Annotated in this window: 21 protein-coding genes; 9 read left to right on the top strand and 12 right to left on the bottom strand. The window is 69.6% G+C overall.

Annotated elements, in window-relative coordinates:
• Position 1: 1 nt before the first annotated feature.
• The 4 genes from J4E04_RS01770 to J4E04_RS01755 all read right to left on the bottom strand — a co-directional run bounded on the left by J4E04_RS01770 (position 2) and on the right by J4E04_RS01755 (position 4392).
• The gene (locus J4E04_RS01770) at positions 2-1831 is read right to left on the bottom strand and encodes a phosphoenolpyruvate carboxykinase (GTP) (RefSeq protein WP_027506179.1); all 1830 of its coding nucleotides are present in this window, start codon (positions 1829-1831) and stop codon (positions 2-4) included.
• Positions 1832-2109: 278 nt separating this feature from the next.
• Complete coding sequence (locus tag J4E04_RS01765; protein WP_051613439.1) at positions 2110-2427, bottom strand: DUF6802 family protein; 318 nt, start codon at positions 2425-2427, stop codon at positions 2110-2112.
• A gap of 1 nt (position 2428) precedes the next feature.
• Positions 2429-3808, bottom strand: coding sequence for a hypothetical protein (locus J4E04_RS01760; RefSeq protein WP_490149772.1), 1380 nt, complete (start codon positions 3806-3808; stop codon positions 2429-2431).
• A complete protein-coding gene (locus J4E04_RS01755) occupies positions 3805-4392 on the bottom strand; it encodes a hypothetical protein (protein WP_027506177.1) in 588 nt (195 codons plus the stop codon). Before J4E04_RS01755 ends, J4E04_RS01760 begins: the two co-directional genes overlap by 4 nt.
• Positions 4393-4524: 132 nt before the next feature.
• On the opposite strand from J4E04_RS01755, the gene trmB reads away from it, so the two are divergent.
• Genes trmB through J4E04_RS01740 form a run of 3 tightly spaced genes read left to right on the top strand, consistent with a single transcriptional unit; the run spans position 4525 to position 9116 of the window.
• Complete coding sequence (trmB, locus tag J4E04_RS01750) at positions 4525-5361, top strand: tRNA (guanosine(46)-N7)-methyltransferase TrmB (RefSeq protein ID WP_490149771.1); 837 nt, start codon at positions 4525-4527, stop codon at positions 5359-5361.
• Positions 5358-6050 carry an NYN domain-containing protein gene (locus tag J4E04_RS01745; protein WP_027506176.1) on the top strand — a complete coding sequence of 231 codons (693 nt, stop codon included), beginning with the start codon at positions 5358-5360 and terminating at the stop codon, positions 6048-6050. Before trmB ends, J4E04_RS01745 begins: the two co-directional genes overlap by 4 nt.
• Positions 6051-9116, top strand: coding sequence for an MMPL family transporter (locus J4E04_RS01740; protein ID WP_490149770.1), 3066 nt, complete (start codon positions 6051-6053; stop codon positions 9114-9116).
• Here the strand turns inward: J4E04_RS01740 and J4E04_RS01735 are convergent.
• The 5 genes from J4E04_RS01735 to J4E04_RS01715 all read right to left on the bottom strand — a co-directional run bounded on the left by J4E04_RS01735 (position 9076) and on the right by J4E04_RS01715 (position 14618).
• Positions 9076-10905, bottom strand: coding sequence for a DUF2339 domain-containing protein (locus J4E04_RS01735; RefSeq protein WP_490149769.1), 1830 nt, complete (start codon positions 10903-10905; stop codon positions 9076-9078). The genes J4E04_RS01740 and J4E04_RS01735 overlap by 41 nt on opposite strands.
• Before the next feature lie 88 nt (positions 10906-10993).
• Positions 10994-11650, bottom strand: coding sequence for a DUF1707 SHOCT-like domain-containing protein (locus J4E04_RS01730; RefSeq protein WP_037186162.1), 657 nt, complete (start codon positions 11648-11650; stop codon positions 10994-10996).
• 28 nt (positions 11651-11678) lie between these two features.
• Complete coding sequence (locus J4E04_RS01725; protein WP_027506351.1) at positions 11679-12353, bottom strand: response regulator; 675 nt, start codon at positions 12351-12353, stop codon at positions 11679-11681.
• A complete protein-coding gene (gene macS / locus J4E04_RS01720) occupies positions 12311-13468 on the bottom strand; it encodes a MacS family sensor histidine kinase (RefSeq protein ID WP_490149768.1) in 1158 nt (385 codons plus the stop codon). Before macS ends, J4E04_RS01725 begins: the two co-directional genes overlap by 43 nt.
• Positions 13440-14618: an AI-2E family transporter gene (locus J4E04_RS01715; RefSeq protein WP_307097186.1), complete on the bottom strand. Its 1179-nt coding sequence runs from the start codon at positions 14616-14618 to the stop codon at positions 13440-13442. The genes macS and J4E04_RS01715 overlap by 29 nt, the downstream gene beginning before the upstream one ends.
• A gap of 103 nt (positions 14619-14721) precedes the next feature.
• Here J4E04_RS01715 and J4E04_RS01710 point away from each other — a divergent pair, with 103 nt between their 5' ends.
• The 4 genes from J4E04_RS01710 to J4E04_RS01695 all read left to right on the top strand — a co-directional run bounded on the left by J4E04_RS01710 (position 14722) and on the right by J4E04_RS01695 (position 18439).
• On the top strand, positions 14722-16170 hold the full coding sequence (locus J4E04_RS01710; RefSeq protein WP_037186160.1) for an adenylate/guanylate cyclase domain-containing protein: 1449 nt from the start codon (positions 14722-14724) through the stop codon (positions 16168-16170).
• Positions 16171-16200: 30 nt separating this feature from the next.
• Positions 16201-17346: a lysylphosphatidylglycerol synthase transmembrane domain-containing protein gene (locus J4E04_RS01705; RefSeq protein WP_051613437.1), complete on the top strand. Its 1146-nt coding sequence runs from the start codon at positions 16201-16203 to the stop codon at positions 17344-17346.
• Between the two features lie 63 nt (positions 17347-17409).
• Positions 17410-17961: a YceI family protein gene (locus J4E04_RS01700; RefSeq protein ID WP_027506170.1), complete on the top strand. Its 552-nt coding sequence runs from the start codon at positions 17410-17412 to the stop codon at positions 17959-17961.
• 79 nt (positions 17962-18040) lie between these two features.
• Complete coding sequence (locus J4E04_RS01695) at positions 18041-18439, top strand: DUF3054 domain-containing protein (protein ID WP_490149767.1); 399 nt, start codon at positions 18041-18043, stop codon at positions 18437-18439.
• A gap of 13 nt (positions 18440-18452) precedes the next feature.
• Here the strand turns inward: J4E04_RS01695 and J4E04_RS01690 are convergent, their stop codons facing one another.
• The 3 genes from J4E04_RS01690 to J4E04_RS01680 all read right to left on the bottom strand — a co-directional run bounded on the left by J4E04_RS01690 (position 18453) and on the right by J4E04_RS01680 (position 22888).
• Positions 18453-19190, bottom strand: coding sequence for a sulfite exporter TauE/SafE family protein (locus tag J4E04_RS01690; RefSeq protein ID WP_490149766.1), 738 nt, complete (start codon positions 19188-19190; stop codon positions 18453-18455).
• Positions 19191-19215: 25 nt separating this feature from the next.
• Positions 19216-20856, bottom strand: a complete 1641-nt coding sequence (locus J4E04_RS01685; RefSeq protein ID WP_027506167.1) for a penicillin-binding protein 2 — start codon at positions 20854-20856, stop codon at positions 19216-19218.
• A gap of 130 nt (positions 20857-20986) precedes the next feature.
• A complete protein-coding gene (locus tag J4E04_RS01680; protein WP_490149765.1) occupies positions 20987-22888 on the bottom strand; it encodes a penicillin-binding transpeptidase domain-containing protein in 1902 nt (633 codons plus the stop codon).
• Positions 22889-23020: 132 nt separating this feature from the next.
• Here J4E04_RS01680 and J4E04_RS01675 point away from each other — a divergent pair, with 132 nt between their 5' ends.
• Both J4E04_RS01675 and J4E04_RS01670 read left to right on the top strand, forming a co-directional pair.
• Entirely contained in the window at positions 23021-23683 is a 663-nt protein-coding gene (locus tag J4E04_RS01675) for a hypothetical protein (protein WP_490149764.1), read from the top strand.
• 164 nt (positions 23684-23847) lie between these two features.
• Entirely contained in the window at positions 23848-25464 is a 1617-nt protein-coding gene (locus J4E04_RS01670; protein WP_490149763.1) for an ABC-F family ATP-binding cassette domain-containing protein, read from the top strand.
• Positions 25465-25479: the final 15 nt, after the last annotated feature.

The raw sequence follows: 25479 nt of genomic DNA, 5'->3' as shown, positions 1-25479 counted from the left end.
ATCAGGAGTTCAGGCGCTGCTTGAGAGCGTCGAACTCGTCCTGGATGCCGGTGGGGAGCTTCTCGCCGACGAAGTCGAACCATTCCTCGATGAGCGGGATCTCCTTCTTCCACTCGTCGACGTTCACCGCGAGCGCCTCGGCCACATCGGCCGTGGCGACGTCGAGTCCGTCGATGTCGAGCGCGTCGGCCGTGGGCACCACACCGATGGGCGTGTCGACACCGGCGGCCTTGTGCTCGATGCGCTCGACGATCCACTTCAGCACGCGGGAGTTCTCACCGAATCCGGGCCACAGGAAGCGCTTGTCGTCGCCGCGGCGGAACCAGTTGACGTAGAACACCTTCGGGAGCTTGGACTCGTCGGCGTTCTTGCCGAGGTCGATCCAGTGCTGGAAGTAGTCGCCGACGTTGTATCCGAGGAACGGCAGCATCGCCATCGGGTCGCGGCGGATGGTGCCGACGGTTCCCTCGGCCGCTGCTGTCTGCTCGGAACCGACGGTGGCGCCCATGAACACGCCGTGCTGCCAGTCGCGAGCCTCGGTGACCAGAGGAACGGTGGTCTTGCGACGGCCACCGAAGAGGATCGCCGAGATCGGCACACCCTGCGGGTCGTCCCACTCGGGCGCCATGGACGGGCACTGGGACATCGGCACGCAGTAGCGCGAGTTGGGGTGCGCCGCATTGCTGTCCGAGTCCGGCGTCCAGTCCTTGCCGGTCCAGTCGATCAGGTGCTGGGGGTCGCCCTCGAGGCCCTCCCACCAGACGTCGCCGTCGTCGGTCTGCGCGACGTTGGTGAAGACGGCGTTGCCCTGATCGATGGTGCGCATCGCGTTGGGGTTCGAGTCCCAGTTGGTACCGGGCGCGACACCGAAGAAGCCGAACTCCGGGTTGACCGCGTACAGCCGGCCGTCCTTGCCGAAGCGCATCCACGCGATGTCGTCACCGATGGTCTCGGCGCGCCAGCCCGGAATGGTCGGCTGGATCATCGCGAGGTTGGTCTTGCCACAGGCGGACGGGAACGCCGCGGCGATGTAGTACGCCTTGTCCTCCGGCGAGATGAGCTTGAGGATCAGCATGTGCTCGGCCAGCCAGCCCTCGTCGTGGGCCATGGCCGACGCGATACGCAGCGAGTAGCACTTCTTGCCCAGCAGCGCGTTGCCGCCGTAGCCGGAGCCGTAGCTCCAGATCTCGCGATCCTCGGGGAAGTGCGAGATGTACTTGGTGTCGTTGCACGGCCACGGGACGTCCTGCTGACCCTCGTCGAGCGGGGCTCCGAGCGAGTGCAGAGCCTTGACGAAGAAGCCGTCGTCCCCGAGCTTCTCGAGCACCTTCGCACCCATGCGCGTCATGACGCGCATGGAGACGACGACGTACTCGGAGTCGGTGATCTCGACACCCAGCTTGGGGTCGTCGGCCTCGAGCGGGCCCATGCAGAACGGGATGACGTACATGGTGCGACCGCGCATGCATCCGCGGTAGAGATCGCGCATCGTGCCGCGCATCTCCTCCGGGTCCATCCAGTTGTTGGTGGGACCGGCGTCGATCTCCCGAGTGGAGCAGATGTAGGTCCGCGACTCGACGCGCGCCACGTCGGACGGGTCGGAGTTGCCCAGGAACGAGTTGGGCTTCTTCTCGGCGTTCAGCCGAGTGAACGTCCCCGCGTCGACCAACTGGTCGGTGAGGCGGTTCCACTCCTCGTCCGAACCGTCGGCGAAGACGATCCGGTCGGGCTGGGTCAGCTCGGCCACGTCACGTACCCAGGCCAGCAGGCCTGCATGCGTCGTGGGCGGCGTGCCGTCGGTTCCGTTGAGACCCGGAATGGTCGCGGTCATCTTGTCTCCTGGGGTGGTGCAGGAACGTGTGGCCGTCACCGCCTCGGTCCGTCGATCGGCGCCGAACCGAAGTGCGTGAGCGAACCATGGGTTCCCAGTGGGCGGGGTAGTCCCGTGACCTTCGATCGACAGATCGCAGGGCCCCGAGTGTCCTGGACCTAGAGGTTAACGCTGTGAAGAACGGCCAGGGCACTCGGGGCATGTCCGTTCCGTCACAAAACCGATTCAGTGACCTGGCCGTAAAGCGCACTATGTCAGGACATTTGGTGTCTATCGCGTCACAGCGAGCCGCGCTCGGACGCACGCCAGACGGCGTCGGGACCGTCCGCGAGGTCGGTGGAGGACACCCACACGGTGTAGTCGCCGTCGGCCTCGAAGACCGTCGCACGGTCGACGTCGCCGTCACCGTCGAGATCGCTGAGAACCGTCATCTCCGTCGCACTCCGATGGAATGCCGACGCGTGGACGTCGGACAGACCTCCGTGCAACACCGCCGTGTCGGCGGTGCCGTCCCCGTCGAGATCGAGGGCGGGGTCGAACCCGTCGTCCGCGACACCCGGCCCGTCCGGGTCGAACGATCCCGACCACTCGGCCATGTCAGTCCCCCGTGTTCCTCGCTGTCGTTCCCACCTCGTGCTTGGACGCATCCAGCGAAGAGACGGTTCCCCGCCGCCCGAAAGTGGGGGCGACGCGGTCCAGCACGTCGAGATCCCGTTGATAGGCGGCCGCCCGCGAGGCAGCTCGGGACGTGATGTCTCGGATCTCGCCGTCGATCTCCGCGATCAGCGCGTTCCGCCGGGCGGAGGCGTCTCTGACCTGCGCCGACAGTCTCGCGGTCAGCCACGAGTCGGCGATCACGAGACGGGACGCGGTGTCCCGTTCCCAGCCGGAGGCGGCATCGGCCACCACGTCCGCAGCCCATCGGCGCAGGCGCGCGCGGCGCGTCGAGAGCAGCCTCGTCCGCACCACCGCGGCGGCCATCATCGCGGCGCAGAGCACGGTCACGAACCCGGCCGACGCGCCGCCGAGGGAGGCCGCCCACACCGCCACCCGTCCCACCCCGGCACCCGCCGAGGCACCGACGACACCCGCCACCACCTCGTCGACTCCCCACCCGGCCGACGGGGGTGGTTGGTGGGTCGTCGACGCGCGTTCGACCGGGGGTGCGGAGTCCACGGCGCCGACCGCGGTCAGCGCGGTGGTCACCTCGTCCGCGAGCCGACCCGTCGCCGCATCGATCTCCGCGGCGACCACGGACGGAAGGCGTCGGAGGTCGGCGAAGCTCGCGTCCCCGACCGCGGCGGCGACCCGCGCGCCCGTCTCCCGCCGATTCACGCCGACCCGGTGGGCGAGATCGAGGCGCAACTCGGCCGTCGACCGCCGGAGGAGCAGTCCGTCGTCCGTCGCGATCGACGCGGCCCGGCGCCGGCGTTCCCGCGCGTCGGCGAGGTCCGCGCTGCCCGTGTCGCGTCGGGCCGCCGCTGTCAGTGCCGTGCGGGCCTCGGCCAGCGCACGGTCCACCGCCGTCCGCTCCGCCTCTGCCGGGTCCACCCGGTCCGCTGCCCGAGCGAGCGCGTCCACGATTGCATCGTCGTCGGGACCGCACACCACCACCGCGTCGGCGCGCGGGACCGACGCCGCCCATCGGGCGAGGACGCGCCGCGCGTCGTCCGGTCCGGCGGCGATCCGCAGCACCGCCGGAAGATCGGCCGGGATCGACCGCGCCGCCCGGACGAGGGCACCGCCCGGCGGCAGGGCGGGATCCACCAGGACGAGCACGGCCGAGGCCGCGCAGACGGGACGGACGGACCATCCCGCGGAGGTCACCACCGCACCGACCGCCTCCTGGTCGAGACCCGGTGCCGCGAGAACGGCGACGGTGCGCGCCGGTGCGGGTCCTCGCCCCAGCCGACTCAGGGAGTCGGGACTCCACGTCCGCACCACTCGGGCCGCGTCGGCGGGCAGGTCGAGACTCACGCGCGTGCACCGCTCCGGACGTGAGCCACCTCGGGGGCGCGCAGGAACGTCTCGATCGACGACCTTCCGAGCGCACTCCGAGCGGCCACCGTCTCGACCGCGGCGAGCAGGGCGATGTCGCGGCACCTCGCCGCGCGCGACACCGCCGTCGCCCAGGCACGGGTGAGCGTGTCGACGTCGTCCACGCCGATCACGGGCATCCCGGCCGGCAGCACCGCGGCGACGGCGTCCGCGTCGATCGGGAGGTCGGTGCGCCCGAGGACCACGAGGGTGTCACCGCCGGGCCGTGCCGCCACCACCTCGAGGTCCGCGGCGCTCACGGTCCGAGCGACGACGAGCGCGAGAACGTCGTGGTCCAGGACGGGAGGAGGAAGGTCGGGGGCGTCCACCCCGTGCACCTCGGCCGCCTCGGGAAGGACCAGCGCCGTGACGACGCGGGACTTGCCCGCACCGGGGCGTCCCGCGACGGCGAGACGCACCGGGGAACGCCATCGCTCGATCACCGCCCGCAGAGCGGCGTCGTCGACGCTGCGTTCCAGCTCGGTCACCGCGCGGTGCAGCGCGCTCGACTCGGTCCCCGGCATCCGTGATCCCCCGATTCTGCAGATGCGACGGGGCGATTCTCACACGCCGATCCCGGTGTCGGTAGGCCAGAGTCTCGACCTGAAGTCGAGACCCTGCTGTCACGAAATGCGTCCATGGGAGACAATGACAGGATGACCGACCCCCGTGCCGTGGACGCAGCGCCCGAGAACGGCCTGTCCGACGGTGCCGACGAGAGCCGGTCCGGCGGTTCCCGGCTGTATCCGCGGGTGACCAGTTTCCGGTCCCGACGCGGCGCGCTCACCGAACCGCAGCAGGCCTCGTGGGACCGGATGTGGCCCGGCATCGGCCGCGAGGTGGCCGACGAGCCACTCGACGCCGCGTCGTGGTTCGGGCGGACCGCCCCGGTGGTTCTCGAGATCGGCTCCGGGACCGGCACCGCCGCGCTCTCGATGGCGGCCGCCGAACCGCACGTGAACCTCGTCGCCGTCGAGGTCTACCGACCGGGAATCGCGCAGACGGTCCAGGGGATCGAGCGAGAAGGTCTCTCCAACCTGCGCATTCTGCGGGGCGACGCTGCCGACGTGCTCGAGAACATGGTCGCTCCCGGTTCGCTCGCCGGCGTCCGAGTCTTCTTCCCCGACCCCTGGCCCAAGGCCCGGCACCACAAGCGCCGACTGCTGAAGGCCGCCACATTCGCCCTGGTGGCGGACCGTCTCGAGCCCGGCGGCATTCTCCACGTCGCCACCGACCACGCCGACTACGCGGAGTGGATCGAGGAGGTCGGTGACGCGGAGCCCGCTCTGACGCGGCTGCCGTTCGATGCCGAACGACGTACCGTCGAGGGGTCCTCCCTGTCCGTCGACCGTCCGGTGACGAAGTTCGAGGGCAAGGCCCAGCAGGTCGGCAGGCCGACGAGCGAGTTCGTCTGGGGCAGGCCATCCACCGGAGCGACCGACGTCGCTGCGGCGACGATCACGCGACGAGAGAGCGAGAACCCACTCCGATGAGCGTGGACGAACAGAACACGGACACGGCCGTGCTCGACGGCGCCGGTGATTCTCGCCATACCAAGAAGGTCCTGCTCGTCTGGGATGCGCCCAATCTGGACATGGGCCTCGGCGCAATCCTGGGCGGACGACCCACCGCCGCCTACCGCCCGCGCTTCGATGCGCTGGGCCGATGGCTGCTCGGCCGCACCGCCCAGCTCTCCGCGCACCAGACCGCGAGCCTCGAACCCGAGGCCACGGTCTTCACGAACATCGCCCAGGGCAGCGCCGACGTCGTTCGTCCCTGGGTCGAGGCCTTGCGTAACGTGGGCTTCGCGGTCTTCGCCAAGCCGAAGATCGACGAGGACAGCGACGTCGACTCCGACATGCTCGATCACATCGAGCTCCGCTCACGGGACCACGGTCTCGCGGGAGTGGTGGTCGCGTCCGCGGACGGCCAGGCCTTCCGGCTCCCACTCGAAGCCATCGCGGCGACGGGTGTGCCCGTTCAGATCCTCGGGTTCCGTGAACACGCCAGTTGGGCCGTCACGTCGGAGACTCTTGAGTTCCTGGATCTCGAGGACATCCCCGGTGTGTTCCGCGAACCACTGCCGCGGGTCAGCCTCGAGTCCCTTCCGGACGAGGGCGCCTGGCTGCAGCCGTTCCGTCCGCTGTCCGCCCTGCTCGTCGGGCGTCAAGGAGTGTCCTGAGTGTTTTCTCGCTGGGGAGATCTGGTTCACCGATCACGGTTCACCGTCATCGGTGTGATGGTCGCGTTCCTGCTGGGCCTCGCCGCGTACGGACTCAGCCTCAACGATCACCTGAGTCAGAGCGGCTGGGACGACCCGAACTCGGAGTCGGTGCACGCCGCCGTCACCGCGGACGGCACCTTCGGTCGCGACAGCACCGGCGACGTCGTCGCCCTCTACACCGCACCCGAGGGATCGACGGTCGACGACCCGGCGTTCCAGCAGACCGTCACCGCTGGTCAGGACGCCATGATGGCGGCGCACTCGGACAAGATCTCGAAGATCAACATCAACTACTTCCAGCAGCGGCTCCCCGCGCTGGCCTCGCCCGACAAGACGAAGGCGATCGCCACGTTCGCGATCGCCGGCGCGAACGACACGGAACTGACCAACAACTTCCGTGACGTGAAGGACGCGTTCGCCATCGACGGCGTCGACGTGCAGCTCGCCGGCCTCCAACCCATCGCGAACGCGCTGAACGACACCATGGCCGGCGACATCAAGCGCATGGAGATCCTCGCCATCCCCGTGGTGGGTGTGCTCCTGTTCTTCGTGTTCGGCGGCGTCGTGGCTGCGGCGTTGCCACTGATCATCGGTGGTCTCACCGTGGTCGCGGCCAACGGCATGGTCCGGCTGTTCACCAATTTCGTCGAGGTCAACAGCTTCGTCGCGCCCGTCGTCTCGCTCATCGGTCTCGGGTTGGCCATCGACTACGCGCTGTTCATCGTCAGCCGGTTCCGAGAGGAACTGGCCGACGGCCGCACGACACAGCAGGCCGTGCAACGCTCCGTCATGACCGCGGGCCGCACGGTCGTCTTCTCGGCGACGATGATCGTCGCGAGCCTCGGCGGTCTGCTGCTCTTCCCGCAGGGCTTCCTCAAGTCCGTCGCGTTCGGTGCGATCGCCACCGTCGCGCTGGCGGCCCTGACCGCCATCACCATTCTCCCGGCGATCCTGTCGATCCTCGGCCCGCGCATCGACGCTCTCGGACTGAAGAGCATGCGCAAGACCAAGACGACCGAGGAGATCGAGTCCGGGCCGTGGGGCAAGCTCACGCGCTGGGTCATGCGGAACCCGCTCAAGGTGTGCGTGCCTATCGTCCTGGGCCTGCTGATCCTCACGCTGCCGGTCGGTGCCATCAAGTTCGGCGGCATCAACGAGACGTACCTGCCGCCGGACAACCCCACCCGTGTCGCCCAGAACGTGTTCGACGAGAATTTCCCGTCCTACCGCACCGAGCCGCTCAAGATCGTGCTCGAGAACGCGGAGGGTCCGCAGTTGGGCACGGTCCTGCGCGAGGCGTCCAACGCTCCCGGGCTCGTCGAACGGTTCTCCATCGAGCGCAACGAGAACGGTGTCGCCGTGCTCAAGGCGGGACTGGTCGACCGCAACGTGTCGTCGCCGGCCATCGACTACATCCGCTCCATCGACGTTCCCGACGGGGTGACCCTGTCGGTCGGCGGCACGCCCGCCATCGAGCAGGACTCGATCGCGGCGCTCGTGGACCGACTACCCCTCATGGCGACGCTCGTCGTGCTGGTCACGACGCTGCTGATGTTCCTCACGTTCGGGTCGCTGGTGCTCCCCCTCAAGGCCATCCTGATGACCACGCTGGGCCTCGGCGCGACGCTCGGCATCCTCACGTTCATCTTCGTCGACGGCAACGGCGCGGGTCTGCTGAACTTCACTCCCGGGCCGATCATGGCCCCGGTCCTGGTGCTGATCATCGCGATCATCTTCGGGTTGTCGACGGACTACGAGGTGTTCCTGCTCTCCCGCATGGTGGAGGCACGAGCCCGCGGAGCCAGTACGACCGAGGCCATTCGCGTCGGTACCTCGCACACCGGTCGCATCATCACCGCGGCCGCACTGATCCTCATCGTCGTCACGGGCGCCTTCGCCTTCTCCGAGCTGGTGATGATGAAGTACATCGCCTACGGCATGATCGCCGCGCTCATCATCGACGCGACGTTGATCCGCATGTTCCTGGTCCCGGCGACGATGAAGCTGCTCGGCGACGACTGCTGGTGGGCGCCGCAGTGGATGAAGCGCATCCAGCAGAAGCTGGGGCTCGGCGAGCCGATCCTCGACGCCGAGATGATGCCCACCGATGTCCCCGAGCTCGTCGCGATCGGGTCCGCACCGCTCCCGGCGCGGACGCGGGAACCGCTCACCCAGCCGATTCCGCGGGTCATGCAGAGCGGCCCGTCGGCCGCTCGTGCAATGCCCGAGCGCGTCGCACCCGATCGTCCCCGGCCCGTCGCCCCGCGTCCGGCTCCCGAGCGCGTGCAGAAGCCCGCTGTGCAGGAACCCCCGGTGCAGCAGCCCGCCGCGCCGGAGCCCGTCGCACCGCGCGCCGTCGAACCCACGGCACCTCCCGTCGCACCCGCGCCCGCGGAGGAGATTCGGGTCGCACGCCCGGCAGAGACCCGACCCGCCCGGGCCTCCGACGATCAGCAGAGTCGTCCGACGGCCGGTCCCGAGCCGACGTCGGCCGAGCCGGCACCGCGGAACGGCGCTCCCGCCCCGCGCCCCATCGAGAGCTGGCTCGCCGAACTCCGCGCGCCGTCGGTCGCTCAGCGTTCGAACGGCTCGAACGGCTCGAACGGGCACGAGACCACGTCGTTCCGGTACGGCTCGGTCTCGGGCGACGGCATCGATGTCGATCGGCCCCGCAACGGCGACAGCAACGGGAACGGCCACTCCAACGGCAACGGGAACGGGAACGGGAACGGTCACAGCAACGGGAACGGAGGGCCCCACGGGAACGGCTCGCGCACCAGCGCCGAGGTCGATTCCTGGATCGCCGGTCTGCGCATGCCCGAGCGCGAGGATCGGCCGGCACCCGAGCCCGAGACCCACAACCCCTCCACGCCCGAGGTCCCCGAGCCCGACGAGACACCGCCGACGACCACATCGGGTCGCCGGCGGGCTCGGGACGGGGACGACGAGTCGGGCGGTCGTCACCACGGTCAGTCCGGTGCCATCAGTGTGAGCGAGTTGCTGGCCCGCCAGCGTCGGCAGTGACGGCGCGGTCCGCGAACGACCTCGCGTAGCGGGTGCCGATACCGAGCAGCATCACTCCCACCACCAGGAACGCTGCGGCGCGGGGCAGTCCACCGAGTGCGCTGAGGTCGAACAGGAACAGCTTGGCGATGGCCGAGGCCGCAACGGTCAGACCAGCGGCGAGGACTGCGCGGGCACCGGTGGCGTCGGACAGACCACGCATCAGCAGTGCGACGGCGACGGTCATCCACACGATGGTCGCTGCGCCGTGGCCGACGAGGAACCCGGTGCGGCCGCCGATCTCGATGCCGGTGATGACGCACACCGCCGTCGCACCGAAGAGGCCGGCGACTCCCGCCAGGCCGGCGGCGAGGGTTCGGAGAGTCGCGTCCCCGATGGTGCGCAGTGCCGCGAGCACTCCCGCCACAGCCATCGCGATCATGGCGACCGACGCGGGCACCGAGGCCCAGCCGGAGTCGAGCGCGCGAACGGGTCTGCTCAGCGAGTCGACCGAGGTGATCTGCGAGTGTGCGCTGGTTCCGAGGAGGGCGAAGAACGCGCCGGCCGCGGCCGACACACCCGAGCGGGTCCGGGCGCCGACGAGAAGCGCCGTGGTGGCGACCAGCAGCAGGGCGAGAATGCGGACCTGATCGGCCGTGCCCGTCACCAGCGCCGACGCCACCGCCACCGAAGCCGTCGCTGTGAGCACCAGACGAACCGTGGTGACCAGCTCGCGTCGAGCGACCAGGATCGCCACCAGGGCGAGCGCGACCGCAGCGTCGACGCCGCCGGCGACGGGGCGAGAGAACAGCGTCGCGGTGACGAGGACCGCGGCGGCGGTGGCCGCGATCGAGGCGAGCGACGCCGGGTCCACGGCGCGGTGGGCGAGGGTGGTCCACCAGGCGACGACAGCAGTGCCGAAGGACAGTCCCGCGACGACGAGCAGCGGCAGCAGATCGGCGGTCGGGACCGTCTCCACGTGGGCGAGCAGCCCGGCGAGCAGCACCGCTCCGACGACCGGGACGGTGCGGACGACGCGCAACCAGACCCACTGTTCGCGGACGTCGACCGGCGAGGCGGCGATCTGCACGACCACCAGGAATGCGAGGAGTGCCGGCGTGATGCCGCCCGTGACGACGGGTGCCAGTGTCGCGATGCCGGCCACGACCATCACCGCGAGTGACTGCGACGACCAGCGCAGTGCGACCGCGACTCCGAGCGCGGCGACACCGAGTCCCACCACGAGCCCGACGACGGGATGCACCCACCCGTACAGCGCGGTGACGGCGGCGAGGTCGAGATACAGCCCGGCGAATCCCGTCGCGGCGAGTGCGACGGCGCCGACGCGGCCACCGGGTCGGGCGACCACACGGTGCGCGGCGGCGACGAGCGCTCCGGACAGCAGCGCACCCGCGGCGACACGAGGACCGGGCCCGAACCAGCCCGACTGCGCCGCGAGCACCACCAGCATCACGACACCGATGACGGTCACCGCAGCGCCCGCGGCGGCGAGCACACGACTGACGACACCGTCGCGTTGCCACCACGGGGTGGTGTCACGGGGAGGCGTGGGCATCGGGCGCGGGATCGGCCGTACCGGGGGAGTCGACACCGGAGGACTCTGCACCTGTGGCCTCGAGACGGGGTGCTGCTGAGGGGGCACCTGCAGCGGGGCCTGCATCGGCGAACCGTCGAGCTGCTGTCGGAGGAGACCCAGGTCGTGGCCGACGCGGGCGAGATGCTGCTGCAGGGAGGCGACCTCACCGGACAGCACGTGCACGAGTCGCGGATCTATCGAGGGAGTGGTCATACCTCGATCGTGCTGGCCGGGGCGGACCGGGGGAACACGGGAAACTACTCGAGTCCGACGCCGTTCTACTCAGCCGAGGGTGCAGTTCCTACCCGAACATGCGCTTGATGGACGTCCCGAACGGGTGCTTGGCCGTGACGGATCCGAAGCGGATGCGTCCGCGCACGACGACGTGCAGTCCCCCTTCGACAGGCCGGCTGCGCACCTTGTTGGTCGCACTGCCGCCCATGGTGTCGACGCCGTCGAGATCCACCGACGCACCCTCGGGCACCACGACGGTGATGGTGCTGCAGTAGTCGTCCACGTCGATCCGCACCTCGCGCGAGGTCAGAACCGCGGAACTGAAGTCGAGGGTCACCGTGGCCATCTTCGACGCGACCCGGATGGCCGACGGCGCGGTCCAGGTACCGGAACGGGTGACCGTCGACATCGTGGCTCGGATGTCCACGGGTGCACCGTCGGTGGCCGGGTGTCCGGGTGCCGACGTCAGCGCGTCGCTCGGGACCACGGCGAGCGGCCCGGCCTGCTGGGGTGGGCCGCCCTGCAGTGTCATGCCCGGCAGGTCGACCAGCACCGCGTTGAGCTCACCGCGCGTCTTGGCCGCCAGTACCGAGTCCATCCGCTCGGTGAACTCGCCGAGCGACAGCATCCCCTGTCCGACGGCGCGTTGGAGCAGGCCGCCCACGTGCTCTCGTTCGGCGTCGCTCACGCGCATGTTCCTGGGGTCGGTGCCGTCTCCGGTCATGGCGACCAGAGTAGTGAACACGACGCCGTCACTGCAGCCCCTGCTCGAGCGCCCACCGGGTGAGTTCGACACGATTCGCGAGGTGCAGCTTGCGTAGGGTCGCCTGCACGTGGTTCTCGACGGTGCGGTGACTGATACCGAGCCGAACGCCGATCTGCTTGGCGCTCAACCCTTTCGCGACCATGCGCAACACCTCCGTCTCGCGCTCGGTCAGCACGGGAGGCGGTTCCGCAGCCGTGGGGGCGGCTGCCATGCGCCGGTACTCCCCGAGCACCAGCCCGGCCAGTCCGGGCGTGAACACCGCATCGCCGCGACTCGTCGCCTGTACGGCGGACACCAGATCGTCGATGGAGGCGCTCTTCACGAGGTAGCCGGTCGCCCCAGCCTTGACCGCGCCGAGCACGTCGTCCCGTTCGGCGGACGCGGAGAGCACCAGTACCCGACTGTCGGGCGAGACCGCCAGCACCGACGCGGTGCCCTCGGCTCCGGTTCCGTCTCCGAGGTCCATGTCCATGACGACCACCTGCGGCGACGTCGCCCGCGCACGCGCGGTGGCCGAGCGGACTCCGTCGGCGGTGGCCACCACACGGAAGCCCCGCGCGTCGAGGTCCCGCGCCACTCCGTCACGCCACATCGGGTGGTCGTCGACCACCATCACCGTCACCGAGGCGTCGGCGCTGTCCGTGGCAGCGTCAGTTCCCATTCCGTTCCCTCTCCTGGCCTGCTGTCCACCCTCGCACGCCCACCGATGGCTGCCGTCCGGCCCACGATCGAGCCGGAGACGCCGAGCCGTCCCTCCGCACGCGCCTCGTCGAGACGGCCGGGTGCCATTCCTGCTCCGTCGTCGCGCACCGTCACCATCACCTCGTCGTCCAAGTCCTCCACCAGCACGAACACGTGGACGTCGGACCCGCCGTGTCGATGCGCGTTGTCGACGGCGGCGAGCGTCGCGGCCGCGAGCTGCGACGCGGCCGACGCCCGGAGAACGACGGCCTCGGACGGCGCCGAGACCACGGCGCGCGTGCCCACCGCAGCGCGCACCAGCGCGGCCAGGTCGGCAGTGCCGTCGGTACGCCCGGTGGCCGACCCGGACAGCAGGGCGCGGAGCGCAGCCTCCTGGCTGCCGGCGAGATCTGCCAATTCTGCTGCTGCGCCGCCGATCTCGTGGCCGCGACGACTGACCATGGCCAGCACCTGCAGCACACCGTCGTGCACCTCGCGGGCCAGGCGCTCGCGTTCCGCGGTCGCCGCGGCCAGGGCCACCGCCTCGTCCAGGCGGCTGCGCGCGAGGCGCGCCGTCCGCGCCGCGAGCCCCAGTGCCAGACCGACGGACAACAGCACGGGTCCGGTCGAGTCGCGCCACAACTCGCCGTCGACGGTGCCGCGCACCACGGCGATGGCGGCGGTCATCACCGCCGCCGAGGCGAGCCCCGCTCGGGGACCTCCCAGGACGGCGGCACCGATCACGGCGTTGGCCACCCAGATCGTCGTCGGGAGCACCTGGTGGTCCTGGCGCCATGCCGGACTCGCCACCACCAGCGTGCTGCAGATCAATGCCGGCGTCACCACCTGGTCGGCGACGACGACGGGGCGCCGCGCGGGCGTCGTCAGGGTCGCGACGGCCGCGATTCCGGACCAGATGACGGTGACGACGACGAACAGCCAGCTCAGGCGCGGTGCGTCGTACCGGTCCTGGACGACCAACTGGAACCCGACCACGTACAGGACGGTGACCAGTCGGAACGCTGCCGCGGCGCGCCACAGCGGTGCCTCCGCGACACCGGCGGCGTCAACTCGCGGGACCGTCGACCTCGCCACGGCTCAGCTTCTGGTTCTCGGGGTGCGGACTGTTCGGCGCGGCCGGGAACATCGGTTCCGACGGATCCGCGTCGGCGATCTCCTCGTACGCCTCCTCGGGATCGTCGGCGAGCAGTGAGCGGATCGCGGTGTTGGCCATCGCGACGAGCGGCACCGAGAGCAGGCCACCGATGATGCCCGCCATGACAATGCCGGTGGCGATGGCGAGCACCACGGCCAGGGGATGCACACGGACTGCGCGACCGAGCAGGAGTGGTTGCAGCACATGGCCTTCGACCTGCATCACGGCGATGACGATCGCGAGTGCGATGAGCGCCGTGATGAATCCCTTGGTCACCAGGGCGACGAGCACCGCGACGAAGCCGGTGAGCACCGCACCCACGATGGGAATGAACGCTCCGATGAACACCAGTGACGCCAGCGGAAGAGCCAGCGGGACACCGAGGATCGCCAGTCCCGTGCCGATACCGATGGCGTCCACGGCGGCGACCGCGACGGTGGCGCGCACGTACCCCACCAGCGAGCCGAACGCCTGGCTGCCTGCCAACCGGACGCGGCGGCGCGCCCGCGTCGGGACGATCCGGGACACGAAGTCCCAGATCTGCTGTCCGCCGTAGAGGAAGAAGATGAGGGTGAAGAGCACGAGCAGAGCCCCGGTGAGCATCTCGCCGATCACCGCGGCGGTGGTCAACGCGCCACTGGTGAGAGCCTCCTGATTCGACTGCACCGACCGGACCACCGAGTCGCCGGCACTGCGGATCTGGTCCTCGCTGAAGTGCAGGGGCCCCTGCGTCAGCCAGTCCTGGATCTGGGTGACGCTGCCGGTGAACTGATCCGTGAGGGCGGGTACGCCCTCGATGAACTGCTCGACGACGAACGTCAGGATGCCCACCAGCAGCCCGAGACTGCCGAGGATCGAGACGACGACCGCGACGACGCGCGGGATGCCGCGCCGCTGCATCCAGTCGACGAGCGGGGAGAGCAGCGCCGACGCCAGCAGGGCGAGTGCCACCGGGACGACGACGCTCTCGAGCCGGTGCACGATCATGCCGATCACCACGAGACCGGCGAACAACACCAACAGACGCCACGTCCACGCAGCGCCGACACGTACCACAGGGTGTACCGACTCCGCCGGATCGTCCGTCACCGAGGAAGCCTAACCGAGCACCCGGTAAGTTGACCTCGTGCTGACGCTTCTACGTGCGGTCTCGTTGACCCTGAGAAGTCGCTGGCCGCTGTACCTCGCGTCGATGCTCCTGGCCAATCTGCTCGGCGCGATCCTGGTGTTCGCCTTCGTCCGGTACGGGCTGCCCATTCCCGAGAACGAGTCGATCGTCGTCGATCGGGTGCGCAATGTCTTCATCTTCGGGGCGTACCTGCTCTTCGCGGCCGTCGTCAGCCTCGCGACCGCCGCCGTCATGCTGCGCAGTGTCATGCGGTGGCAGATCCGCGGTGGACCGCCCAGTCGATCCGAGCAGATGGCCGCCCTGCACGCACCGCTGCGCCAGGCCATCGTGCACCTGGTGCTCTGGATCGTGGGCGGCGTCATCTTCATGCTGCTCACCGCGTCGGAGATGCCGTCGCTCGCGGTGGCCGTCGCGGTGACGGTCGCCATGTCCGCGGCGATCACCTTCGGCTTCACCTACATGCTGGGCGAACGCATCCTCCGGCCCGTCGCCGCGCAGGCGCTCAGCGAGGGCAGTTTCGACCGCACGATGACGCCCGGTGTGGGTACACGCATGGCGATGACGTGGGGCCTGGGCACACTGATCCCCGTCGTCGGAATCCTGCTGCTGTGCGCGACCCAGCTGACCACCGACCTGGTCTTCTCCCCCGACTCGCTGGCCATCGCCATCAGCCTGCTCTGCGTGCTGGCGATCATTCAGGCGTTCTGTCTGTCGATGCTCACCGCCAGCCAGATCTCCGATCCCATCCGTCAGCTGCGCCGCGCCATCGAGAAGGTGCAGGAGGGCCACACCGAGGTCCAGGTCGAGGTGTTCGACGGCAGTGAGATCGGCCGTCTGCAGGTCGGCTTCAACCGGATGATGGCCGACGCGTCGGAGCGTGCAGTCCTGCGCGAGCTGTTCGGGCAGCACGTCGGTGAGGACGTCGCGCGGCGCGCCCTCAAGTTCGGCACCGAGCTCGGCGGCGAGACCCGATTCGTCGCGGTGCTGTTCGTCGACATGGTCGGCTCGACGGCCGCCGCCTCCGAACGTCCGCCCGGCGAGGTCGTCGACCTGCTCAACGACTTCTTCCGCGTCGTCGTCGACGTGGTCGACCGGCACCACGGCTTCGTCAACAAGTTCGTGGGCGACGCGGCGCTGGCCATCTTCGGCGCGCCCCTGGATCGCCCGGACGCACCCACCGCGGCACTGTCCGCGGCGCGGGAACTGCGCAGCGAGCTCACCGAGATCGCCGGACTCGACATCGGCATCGGCGTGTCGGCCGGACTGGCGGTGGCGGGAAACATCGGCGCCAAGGAACGCTTCGAGTACACCGTCATCGGTGATCCCGTGAACGAGGCGTCGCGCCTGACGGAACTCGCGAAGTTCACTCCCAGTCGGGTTCTCGCGTCGACGTCGGCACTGTACTTCGCCGACGAGGACGAGCAGTCCGAGTGGGAACTGGGCGAGAAGGTGCAGCTGCGCGGACGGCGGCGCGCGACGCACCTGGCCTCCCCGGTCGACTATCCGCGCTGATCGTCGGCACCGTTCGTTACTCTCGGTGCCGTGGTAGTTCCGGAGCAGGGCCGATCCGCTGGGTCGCCCCGCGCCGGTGGCAGATGGCGATGGCTGCGCTGGGTGGCCGCGGTCGCCCTCGTGGCGTTGCTGGTCGGTGAGGGTGTCTACCTGTGGCCGCGCCTGCACGAGTCGTGGCGCGCCCTCACCGAGATCCACTGGGGATGGGCCGCGGCCTGCGTCGTGATGCAAGCGATCTCGCTGTCCGCGTTCGCGCGTGTCCAGAAGCAGTTGCTGCGCGCGGGCGGTGTCCGCGTATCGCAGCGACGCTCGCTCTCCGTCATCTACGGCAGCACCGCCATGGCGCTGACACTGCCGGCCGGCCAGGTCTTCTCCACCGCGTTCACATACCGCGAGACACGCCGCTGGGGCGCGAGCCCGGTGGTCGCGTCGTGGCAGCTCGCCATCTCCGGCGTCATCGCCGCGCTCGGGCTGGCTGTCCTGGGCGTGACGGGAGCCTTCCTCGTCGGCGGCAGCGCCAACACCCTCGCACTGATCGTCCCCGTCGCCGGCGTGATCGCCCTCATCGCCGGCGTGCGCTACGTCCGCTCCCACCCCCAGTCGATCGTGGGCATCGGCCGGTGGGGGCTGTCGAAGTACAACTCGCTGCGCAACAACGATCCCGACACGGGCATGGCCCGGCTGGACGAGATCGTCGAGCAGGTGAAGTCGGTACGCCTCGGTGCCCGCGACGGCACGGTGTCGCTCGGCTTCTCCGCGGTGCACCGCCTCGCGGACGTCGCGTGCCTCGGGTTCGCCTGCTACGCCATCGGCGCGGATCCGAAGATCTACGGGCTCCTCATCGCCTTCTCGGCCAGCAAGACGGTGGGATCCATCCCCGGTGCGCCCGGTGGTCTGGTCATCGTGGACGCCACTCTCATCGCGACCCTCACCACCGCGGCCAGCATCAGCGCGTCACAAGCGGTCGCGTCCGCACTGGTGTATCGCCTGGTCAGCTTCATCCTGGTGGCACTCGTCGGCTGGGTCGTCTTCCTGATCCTGTTCCGCAAGCATCAGCACGAGGACCTGCACTTCGATCTCGCCGTCGAGCAGCGCGAGCGGACGGAACTTCGGGAGCGGACGGAACAGCCGTCGGCCACCCACCCGCTCGGCAAGGATTCTCCTCCGCGGGAATAGATGCGGACCGCGGTCCGGTTGTGTACTGTGAGGCTTGAACCTTCAACCAAACAGGAGTTCGTCATGACTGCAGCAGTGTCCGTCCCCCAGCTCACCGCCGGCACGTGGGCCATCGATGCCACCCACTCGACCGTCGGGTTCACCGTCCGCCACCTGATGGTGAGCAAGGTCCGTGGCCGTTTCCAGACCTTCACCGGCACCATCACGGTCGACGAGAACGGCGCGCCCACCATCGACGCCGAGATCGACGTCGCCTCCATCACCACTGACAACGCGCAGCGCGACGGCCACCTCAAGACCGCCGACTTCTTCGAGGTCGAGAAGTTCCCCACTGCCACCTTCCGGTCCACCTCGGTCAAGGCCAAGGGCGACGACTTCGTGCTCACCGGTGACTTCACGCTGCACGGCGTGACCAAGTCCATCGATCTGAACGTCGAGTTCAACGGTGTCAACGCCGGCATGGGCAACGGACCGGTCGCCGGCTTCGAGGCCACCACCACGATCAACCGCAAGGACTTCGGCATCAGCATCGACATGCCCCTCGAGGGTGGCGGCGCCGTCGTCGGCGACAAGATCGGCCTGCTGCTCGAGATCGAGGCCGGCCACCAGGCCTGACCTCCTCCCGGAAAGACCCGCTCGACGCCCGCACAGCCGGCGCCGGTGCGGGTCTTTCCGCGTCTCGTAGTCTGGTGGCATGCCCGCGCGCACCCGCACTCCCGCCCTGTCGGCCCTCGCAGTGCCGGCGGTGATCGACGTCGTTCTCGTCCTCGTCTTCAGCGCCATCGGCCGAGGCAGCCACGAGGAGGGCGTGACCGTCGGGGGCACACTGTCGACGGCCTGGCCGTTCCTCGTCGGCCTCGCCGTGGGATGGGCGGTGACCTACGCGCTGTACCGCGAGAAGTTCGTCGCGGTGTCCCTGGTCCCCACCGGGGTGCTCGCGTGGATCGGCGCCGTCATCGTGGGCATGGTGCTGCGGCAGGTGTCCGGCGAGGGAACGGCCTTCAGCTTCATCGTGGTCGCGACGGTGACGCTGGCGGTGTTCCTGCTCGGGTGGCGTCTCGTCGCCCGCCTCGCGCGGCGTCGTCGCGCCTGACCCACACAGTTCCTCAGCCCAGCCACAGCCACGCTGCGAGGCCGAACCCGCACAGCGCCACGGCGATCCGGAGCGGATTCGGCGGAAGGTGTCTCACGATGCGCGGGCCGAGCGTTCCCCCGGCGATGGTGCCGATTCCCATCGCCAGTGCGGCGAGCCAGTTCACCTGGCCGGAGAACGCGAATATCACCGCGGCGACCAGGTTGGCCACGCCCAGCAGGTAGCTCTTGAGGAGCGTTGCGCGCCAGACGGGTTCGGCCGTGCAGATCAGCGTCAGGGCCATGAAGATGACGCCCGCACCCGCGCCGAAGTAGCCGCCGTAGATCGCGACGAGGAAGATCGCGCTCGGATACAGCACCGGGAACGTCCGGTCACCGGCGAGGACGCGGATCCGCGGCTGCAGCAGCATGGCGACGGATGCGAGAACGACCAGGATCGGCACGATCGCCTCGAACGTCTCCCCCGGCGCGCGCAGCAGCACGACGGCTCCAGCGATGCCGCCCAGCGCGGCCCACAGGGTGAGCCAGAGCAGCGAACGACCGCTCTTGGCAAGCTCTTTGACCGACGACGCGGTGGCACCCACACCGGCCCCGACGAGCGCCACGGTGTTGGTCACGTTGGCCGCGACCGGTGGCAGCCCCACCGCCAGCAGCGCGGGGTACGACACGAGCGACGCCAGGCCGGTGATGTAGCCGATGACTCCGGCACCGAAGCCCGCCGCCATCAGCAGGACGAACTCGGTGACGGTCACGGGGTGAAACGTAGCAAGCCGGTGATCACTCCGAGGGCGAGGCCATCTCGCGCATCAGCATGTTCGTCATGCGCGCCGCGGCATCGGTTCCGTCGGCGTCCTCGATGTAGACCGCGAAGGCCAGATCGCCCTTGGTGCCGAGGAACCAGCGATCGTCTCCGTTGTCCCCGGCGAGCCCGGTGACCGACGGATCGCTGACACCTTCGCTGCGGGCGTTGTCACGCAGTGTGTTCCGCAGCGAGGTCAGCACGGCCGGGGCGACGGGCGAGCCCGCACCGGACACCGTCGCCGGTGCGCCGCCGACGATCATCGGAGCCGGTGCCGATCCGCGAGCGACGGCCGCCGCCATCTCGGCGAGGCCGAAGGGTGTCACCGTCATGCCGGATACGGACGACGTCCGGCTGACACCGCGGAACTGGTCCACCGCCGACTGGCCGTCGGGGAGCGAGGCGGTGACGGCGTCGAGACCGGGGATGTCGAAGGAGGTACCCAAGCCGAACTGGCGTGCGGCGTCGGAGAATCCGATCTTCTGGCGATCGGCCGACGCCTGGATCACGTCCACGAGCGTCCCGGCGGGATAGAGGCCGGTGAACGCCGGCGTGCCCTCGTCGTTGGCGTAACTGTTCTGCGCGGTGGCGACGACGGCACCGGTGGAGGGCTTCATGACCACGATCGAGGCCGGGGTCCCGACGCTGACGGCGGCGGTCTCCGCAGCGAGCTGCACGGCCGGGTCGAGAGTGGACGTGATGTCGGGTGATCCCGGACCCTGGAAACCTGCCAGGCGGGTGGTCTCGCCGTCGGTGTCCGCGACCTCGACAGCCCAACCCGCGGTGGCGTCGCGGGAGTCCTGCCACACGGTCCGCAGCGAGTCCAGCACCGGCGACGTCAGCCGCCGGTCACCGGCGATGAGCTTGGGTTCCGCGTAGAGGACCACACCGGGGATCGCACGCAGGTCGTCCTCCAGCACGGCGTAGTCGTCGGCACGCAGGTTCACGGCGGTGATCACGGCACCGGGGTCCGCCGCGACATCGGCCTGGAGCGACTCGGACGTGATCAGCGGCGCCACGACGTCGATGACGTCGGCGAGGCGGGACGTCGTGTCGGCCAGGTCGGAGGTCGCGGAGGGATCGAGCCGCACGGAGGCGACGTTCTGTTCCGCCATCATCACGGCGCCCGAGGCGTCGAGCACGCGCGGTGCGGGTGCATCGGTGCGGGCGTAGCGGACGGACCCACCGGCACGCAGTTCCGGGGCGAGGATCGACGGATCCCACGAGATGCGCCAGCCGACGCCGAGCTTGCGCGTCGACCCCTGGGTGGTGACGCGCCACTCGCGCGAGTCCTGGCCGCGGGGTTCGCCGAACGACCAGGTGGAGTCGACGGTGAAGAAGCCGGACTCGTCGTCCAGGCCGATGTACTGCGACATGCGGCTCGTCGAGACTCCGGGCCCCATCGAGTCGAACATGGCGCCGATCGTTTGGGCCGCGGCATTGGGGTAGGAGGTCAGCGCGGCGGCCGCGGCCACGTCACGTTGATCGAGGGCGGCGACGAACCGGTCCACCAGCACCGCCGCCTCACTGCGAGGCTTGTTCACCACGAACGAGGCGACAGTCGCGAGCGACACGAACACTGCGAGCAGCGCGACGACGTACCTGGAACGCAGAACCATGCCCCAATAATCACATGAGTCACACCAGTAACACAGCACGGTGAGCACTCGGACCGGTCACGATCCGGTCACCCCGTGCGCCTTGTGCGTATCCAGGGGTGCGCAAAAGGCGCACAGGGCCGAAGGCCACTCAGCGCAGGAAGGACCCCGCCACCGTCAGCGCCGGCGCGGAGGAGTCGCCGCCCTCGACGAACACGGCGAACGCCAGGTCACCGCGGATGCCGACGAACCAGCCGTGCGCCGGGCCGCTCGCGACCTCGGCGGTGCCGGTCTTACCGAGCAGTCCGTCGATGTCCTGCAACTGCGTCGCCGTACCCGCGGTGACCGTCTCCCGCATCATGGCGCGCAGCTGGTCGGTCACCTCCGCCGGCGGGGCTGCGACGGTGCGATCCGCGCTACCGGGTCGTCCGGTGATCATGGTCGGCGACGGGGTGGATCCGTCCGCGATGGACGCCGCGACCAGGGCCATGCCGAACGGGGACGCGGTGACGGTGCCCTGCCCGATCGCGCTCTCGACGCGCTCGGCCGGCGTCGTCGCGGGCGGAACGCTGCCGGTCACGGTGGTGAGCCCGGGTGTCAGGTAGTCGACGCCGAGCCCGAACTGCAGGGCCGCCTGCTGCAGCGCGTCGTCGGGCAGATCGACGGCCAGCTGACCCATGGTGGTGTTGCACGAACGCGCGAACGCCGTCTGGAGCGGAACCGATCCGAGGTCGAAGTTGTCGTCGTTGGGGATGGTCCGGCCCTCGATGTTCGCGGATCCGGGGCACGGCACCACGGTCGTGGGGGTGACGGTGCCCGCCTGCAGTGCCGCCGACGTGGTGACGGTCTTGAAGGTGGAGCCCGGCGGGTACAGGCCCGTGAGGGCGATCGGGCCCTGCGCGTCCGCGGCCGAGTTCTGCGCGACGGCCACGACGTCTCCGGTGGAGGGCCGGATCGCCACGACGGCCGCGGCGTTCGCTGTCGACGCGAGAGCGTTCTCCGCCTTGAGCTGCAACAGTGTGTCGAGCGTGACCTGGATGTCCGGGCCGACGGTCGCCTCGACGCCGGTCACCCGCTGGGCGACGGAACCGTCGGCGGCCACCAACTGCACGGCCCACCCGGCGGTGGCGTCCTGCTGCTCCTGCCACAGCTGCGCCACGTCGTTCAGCGCGGGAGAGGACAGTGCGCGATTCTCGGTCAGGAGCCGCGTCTGCGGCGCCAGAGTGACGCCGGGCAAGGCGGAGAGCAGGGACTCGATGGGGGCGAGATCCTCCTGCCGCAGGCCCACGGCCGTCACCGACGGAGCGCTCGACTGCGCGTCACGAAGGGATTCCGCCGTGACCGTCGGCGCGAACGGCGACACCAGTGCCGCGACGGCGCCGGGATCGGCGGTCTGGTCGAGATTCACCAGCGTCACCACCTGCTGCGACATGAGTGGCGCTCCCGAGGTGTCGACGACGCGAGGCGCGGTCGACGCGGTGACGGGCGTGTACCGAACCGTCGTCTCCGGAGTCAGGCCCGGTACGACGACACCCGGGTTCCAGGTGACCTTCAGCCCCTGTCCGCCGTCGGCGACGGATCCGGTCGTCGTGTAGGTCCAGACGCGTTCCGCGTCCGCCGGGGCCGACGTGGTGGGAGCTGCCGCGGTGGTCGCCGTCGCGGATGCGGTACCGGTCGCGGGAGCCTCCGCATCCTCGGGCGGTGCAAAGGACCAGGAGGCGGACAGTGTGAACGTCTGCTGCTCGTCGTCTGCCTGGCTCACCGTGAACCGCGGTGTCGCCGTGACTGTTCCGCCACCGCCGAGTCCGTCGTACATCTGGGTGAGCACCGCGGTCGCTGCCGCCGGATCCGAGGTCAACTCTGCCGCGGCGCCCACGTTCTGTGTGCTCAGCGCTTCGGCGAACCGATCGGCCGTCACACGGGACGCCGGGGGCTCGTCGGCACTGCACGCGGTGGCGGCGAGCGCGACCGCGATGGTCGCGGCGGCGAGACGGAGTCCGCTGCTGGTGGAAGGGCCGAATCGGCGGGACGGTCGAGACATCAGCGAAGGCACGCACTGATAGTGCCCCACCGATCCGTCGGTCACACGACGCGACGAACTCTTGACGCTCGGCGCGACGTGTGTAATTTTGTAATCACTGGCGTTGTAATCAAGTAATCGCGCCACTGACGAAAGTAGAACATCATGAATCCCCATGACACCTTCCCCTTCGGAGAACGACCCTCCAGTCCCTTCGGTCGAGGTGACGCACCCCGGCGCGGTGGACCCCACGGACACGGCCGCGGTCGCGGCGCAAAGCGCGGCGAACGCGTCGGCCGGCCCGGCGGATGGCAGCAGAAAGACGTACCCGACGCAGGCGATGCGGAACAGTGGTTCCTGGGCCGCTTGCCCGACGACTGGTTCGACGGCACCGCCACGGTCGAGGTCGACCGCGAGGAGATCGTCGTGATCGGCGAGCTGAACGCCCCCGAGTCCGATGCCGGCGTCGAGGGCCGCATCGCTCGATTCCGTGAGTCCACCCGCGACGATCGCATGCGTATCGCCGACGAGGCCGAGGCACGCTACGGCCGCAAGGTCGCCTGGGGTGTCACCATCGACGGCGACACCACCCTCTTCACCCACCTCGCGGTGCCGGTCATGACTCGACTGCGTCAGCCCGAACGCAAGGTGCTCGACACCCTCGTCGACGCCGGCGTCGCACGCTCGCGCGCCGACGCGCTCGCCTGGGCCGTACGCCTGACCGGAGACCACATCGACCCGTGGCTCGCAGAACTGCGCGAGGCCATGGCGAAGGTGGACGACCTGCGCGCGAAGGGACCCACTGTCGAGGGATCCGACAACGACTGAGTGACAGTCTGTTCGAATAGTCTTTGACCCCGCGGGCAGATCGTCCTACAGTGGGGATCCTCGAGTCCCCCGACGAACGGACAGGCAGTTGCTCCTCTCGTAAGTAGTGCGGATCCCACCGACGCGCACGTCGCGGTGGCACGACACTCCTCTCGAGGTGCTCCATGTCAGTATCACCCTCCGTCGTTCTCTCCGATCTCACCTTCTCCTGGCCCGACGGCCGGCCTGTCCTCGACGGCCTGGACGCATCGTTCATGCCGCGCCGGACCGGCCTCGTCGGCACCAACGGAGCGGGCAAATCCACTCTGCTGCACCTGATCACCGGGCGGTATCGACCGCAGCGCGGGTCCGTACGCGTCACCGGCACCGTCGGCCATCTTCCCCAGCAAGTGGTCACGAACGTCTCGGACACCGTCGCTGATCTCCTCGGCATCGGAGACGTCCGACAGGCCCTGGCACGCATCGAGCACGGCAGCACCGATCCCGACGACTTCACCGTCGTCGGTACGGACTGGGACGTCGAGGAGCGCACTCTCGCGTTGCTCGACTCGGCCGGCGTCGGCGAGAGTCTGGGCACGGCAGCAGATCTCGATCGACCGATGAGAACCCTGTCGGGGGGCGAGTCGACGCTCGTCGCACTCGTCGGTCAGGTGATCCGGCGGCCCTCCGTCCTGCTTCTCGACGAACCGACGAACAACCTGGACCAACGAGCTCGCTCCGCTCTGGGACGAGTACTCGACGAGTTCTCCGGCGCCGTCGTCGTCGCGAGTCACGACCAGGGCCTGCTCGACACCATGGACGACATCGCCGAACTCCACTCGGTACGGTCGTCGCCCGCGTCGCTCCGGATGTTCGGCGGCAACTGGACGCACTACCGGAGCGTCGTGGAGGGCGAGCAGGAGGCGGCGCGGGCCGCGGCGCGGTCGGCCGATCAGGATCTGCGCCGGCAGAAGCGGGATCTGGTCGAGGCGCAGACCACCGTGGCCCACCGGCGACGGATGGGAGAGAAGGCATCTCTAGAGAAGCGGGTACCGAAGATCGTCGCCCACAACCGGCGCAGCGCCGCACAGGAGTCGGCTGCCAAGTACCGCATCGGACACGAGGACCGCGTGGCGGATGCCCGCGCCCGCGCCGACGAGGCGCACGAGATGATTCGTGACGACACCGAGATCGTGGTGGATCTGCCCGAGACGGCGGTGCACGCGTCGAAGTCGGTGGCGTCGACGGGCGAGAAGCTGCTCGATCTGGACGGTCGGTACCCGGACAGGACGGTCGAACTCACCGTCGTCGGCCCGGAACGCATCGCGCTCGTCGGGGACAACGGAGTCGGCAAGACGACTCTCCTGAGATCTCTGGCGTCGTCGGTGCCGACCGCGGTGCTGCCGCAATCCCTCGACGTGTTCGACAACGACGCGTCCGTGGTGGAGAACGTCCGCCGCGCGGCACCGGACACGTCGATCACCGACGTCCGAACTCGGCTCGCTCGCTTCCTCTTCCGCGGTCGGCGCGCAGACGCGGTGGTGCGCACGCTGTCGGGCGGGGAACGGGTGCGCGCGGCCCTCGCGATGCTGCTGCTGGCCGATCCGGCACCGCAGTTGCTGATTCTCGACGAACCCACGAACAATCTCGACGTCGCGTCCAGGACGCACCTCAGCACGGCGCTGTCGTCGTATCAGGGAGCCCTGATCGTGGTCAGCCACGACGAGGCGTTCCTCGATGCGCTGGGCATCACGCGGCGGGTCGATCTGACCGCCGACGGGCTCACCTCGACGTCCACCTGAGATCGCCCACCTGCG

It is taken from the genome of Rhodococcus sp. NFXS4, assembly GCF_058139645.1.
The sequence above is the reverse complement of the archived record's forward strand: the minus strand, read 5'-3'. Positions and strand labels throughout refer to the sequence as shown.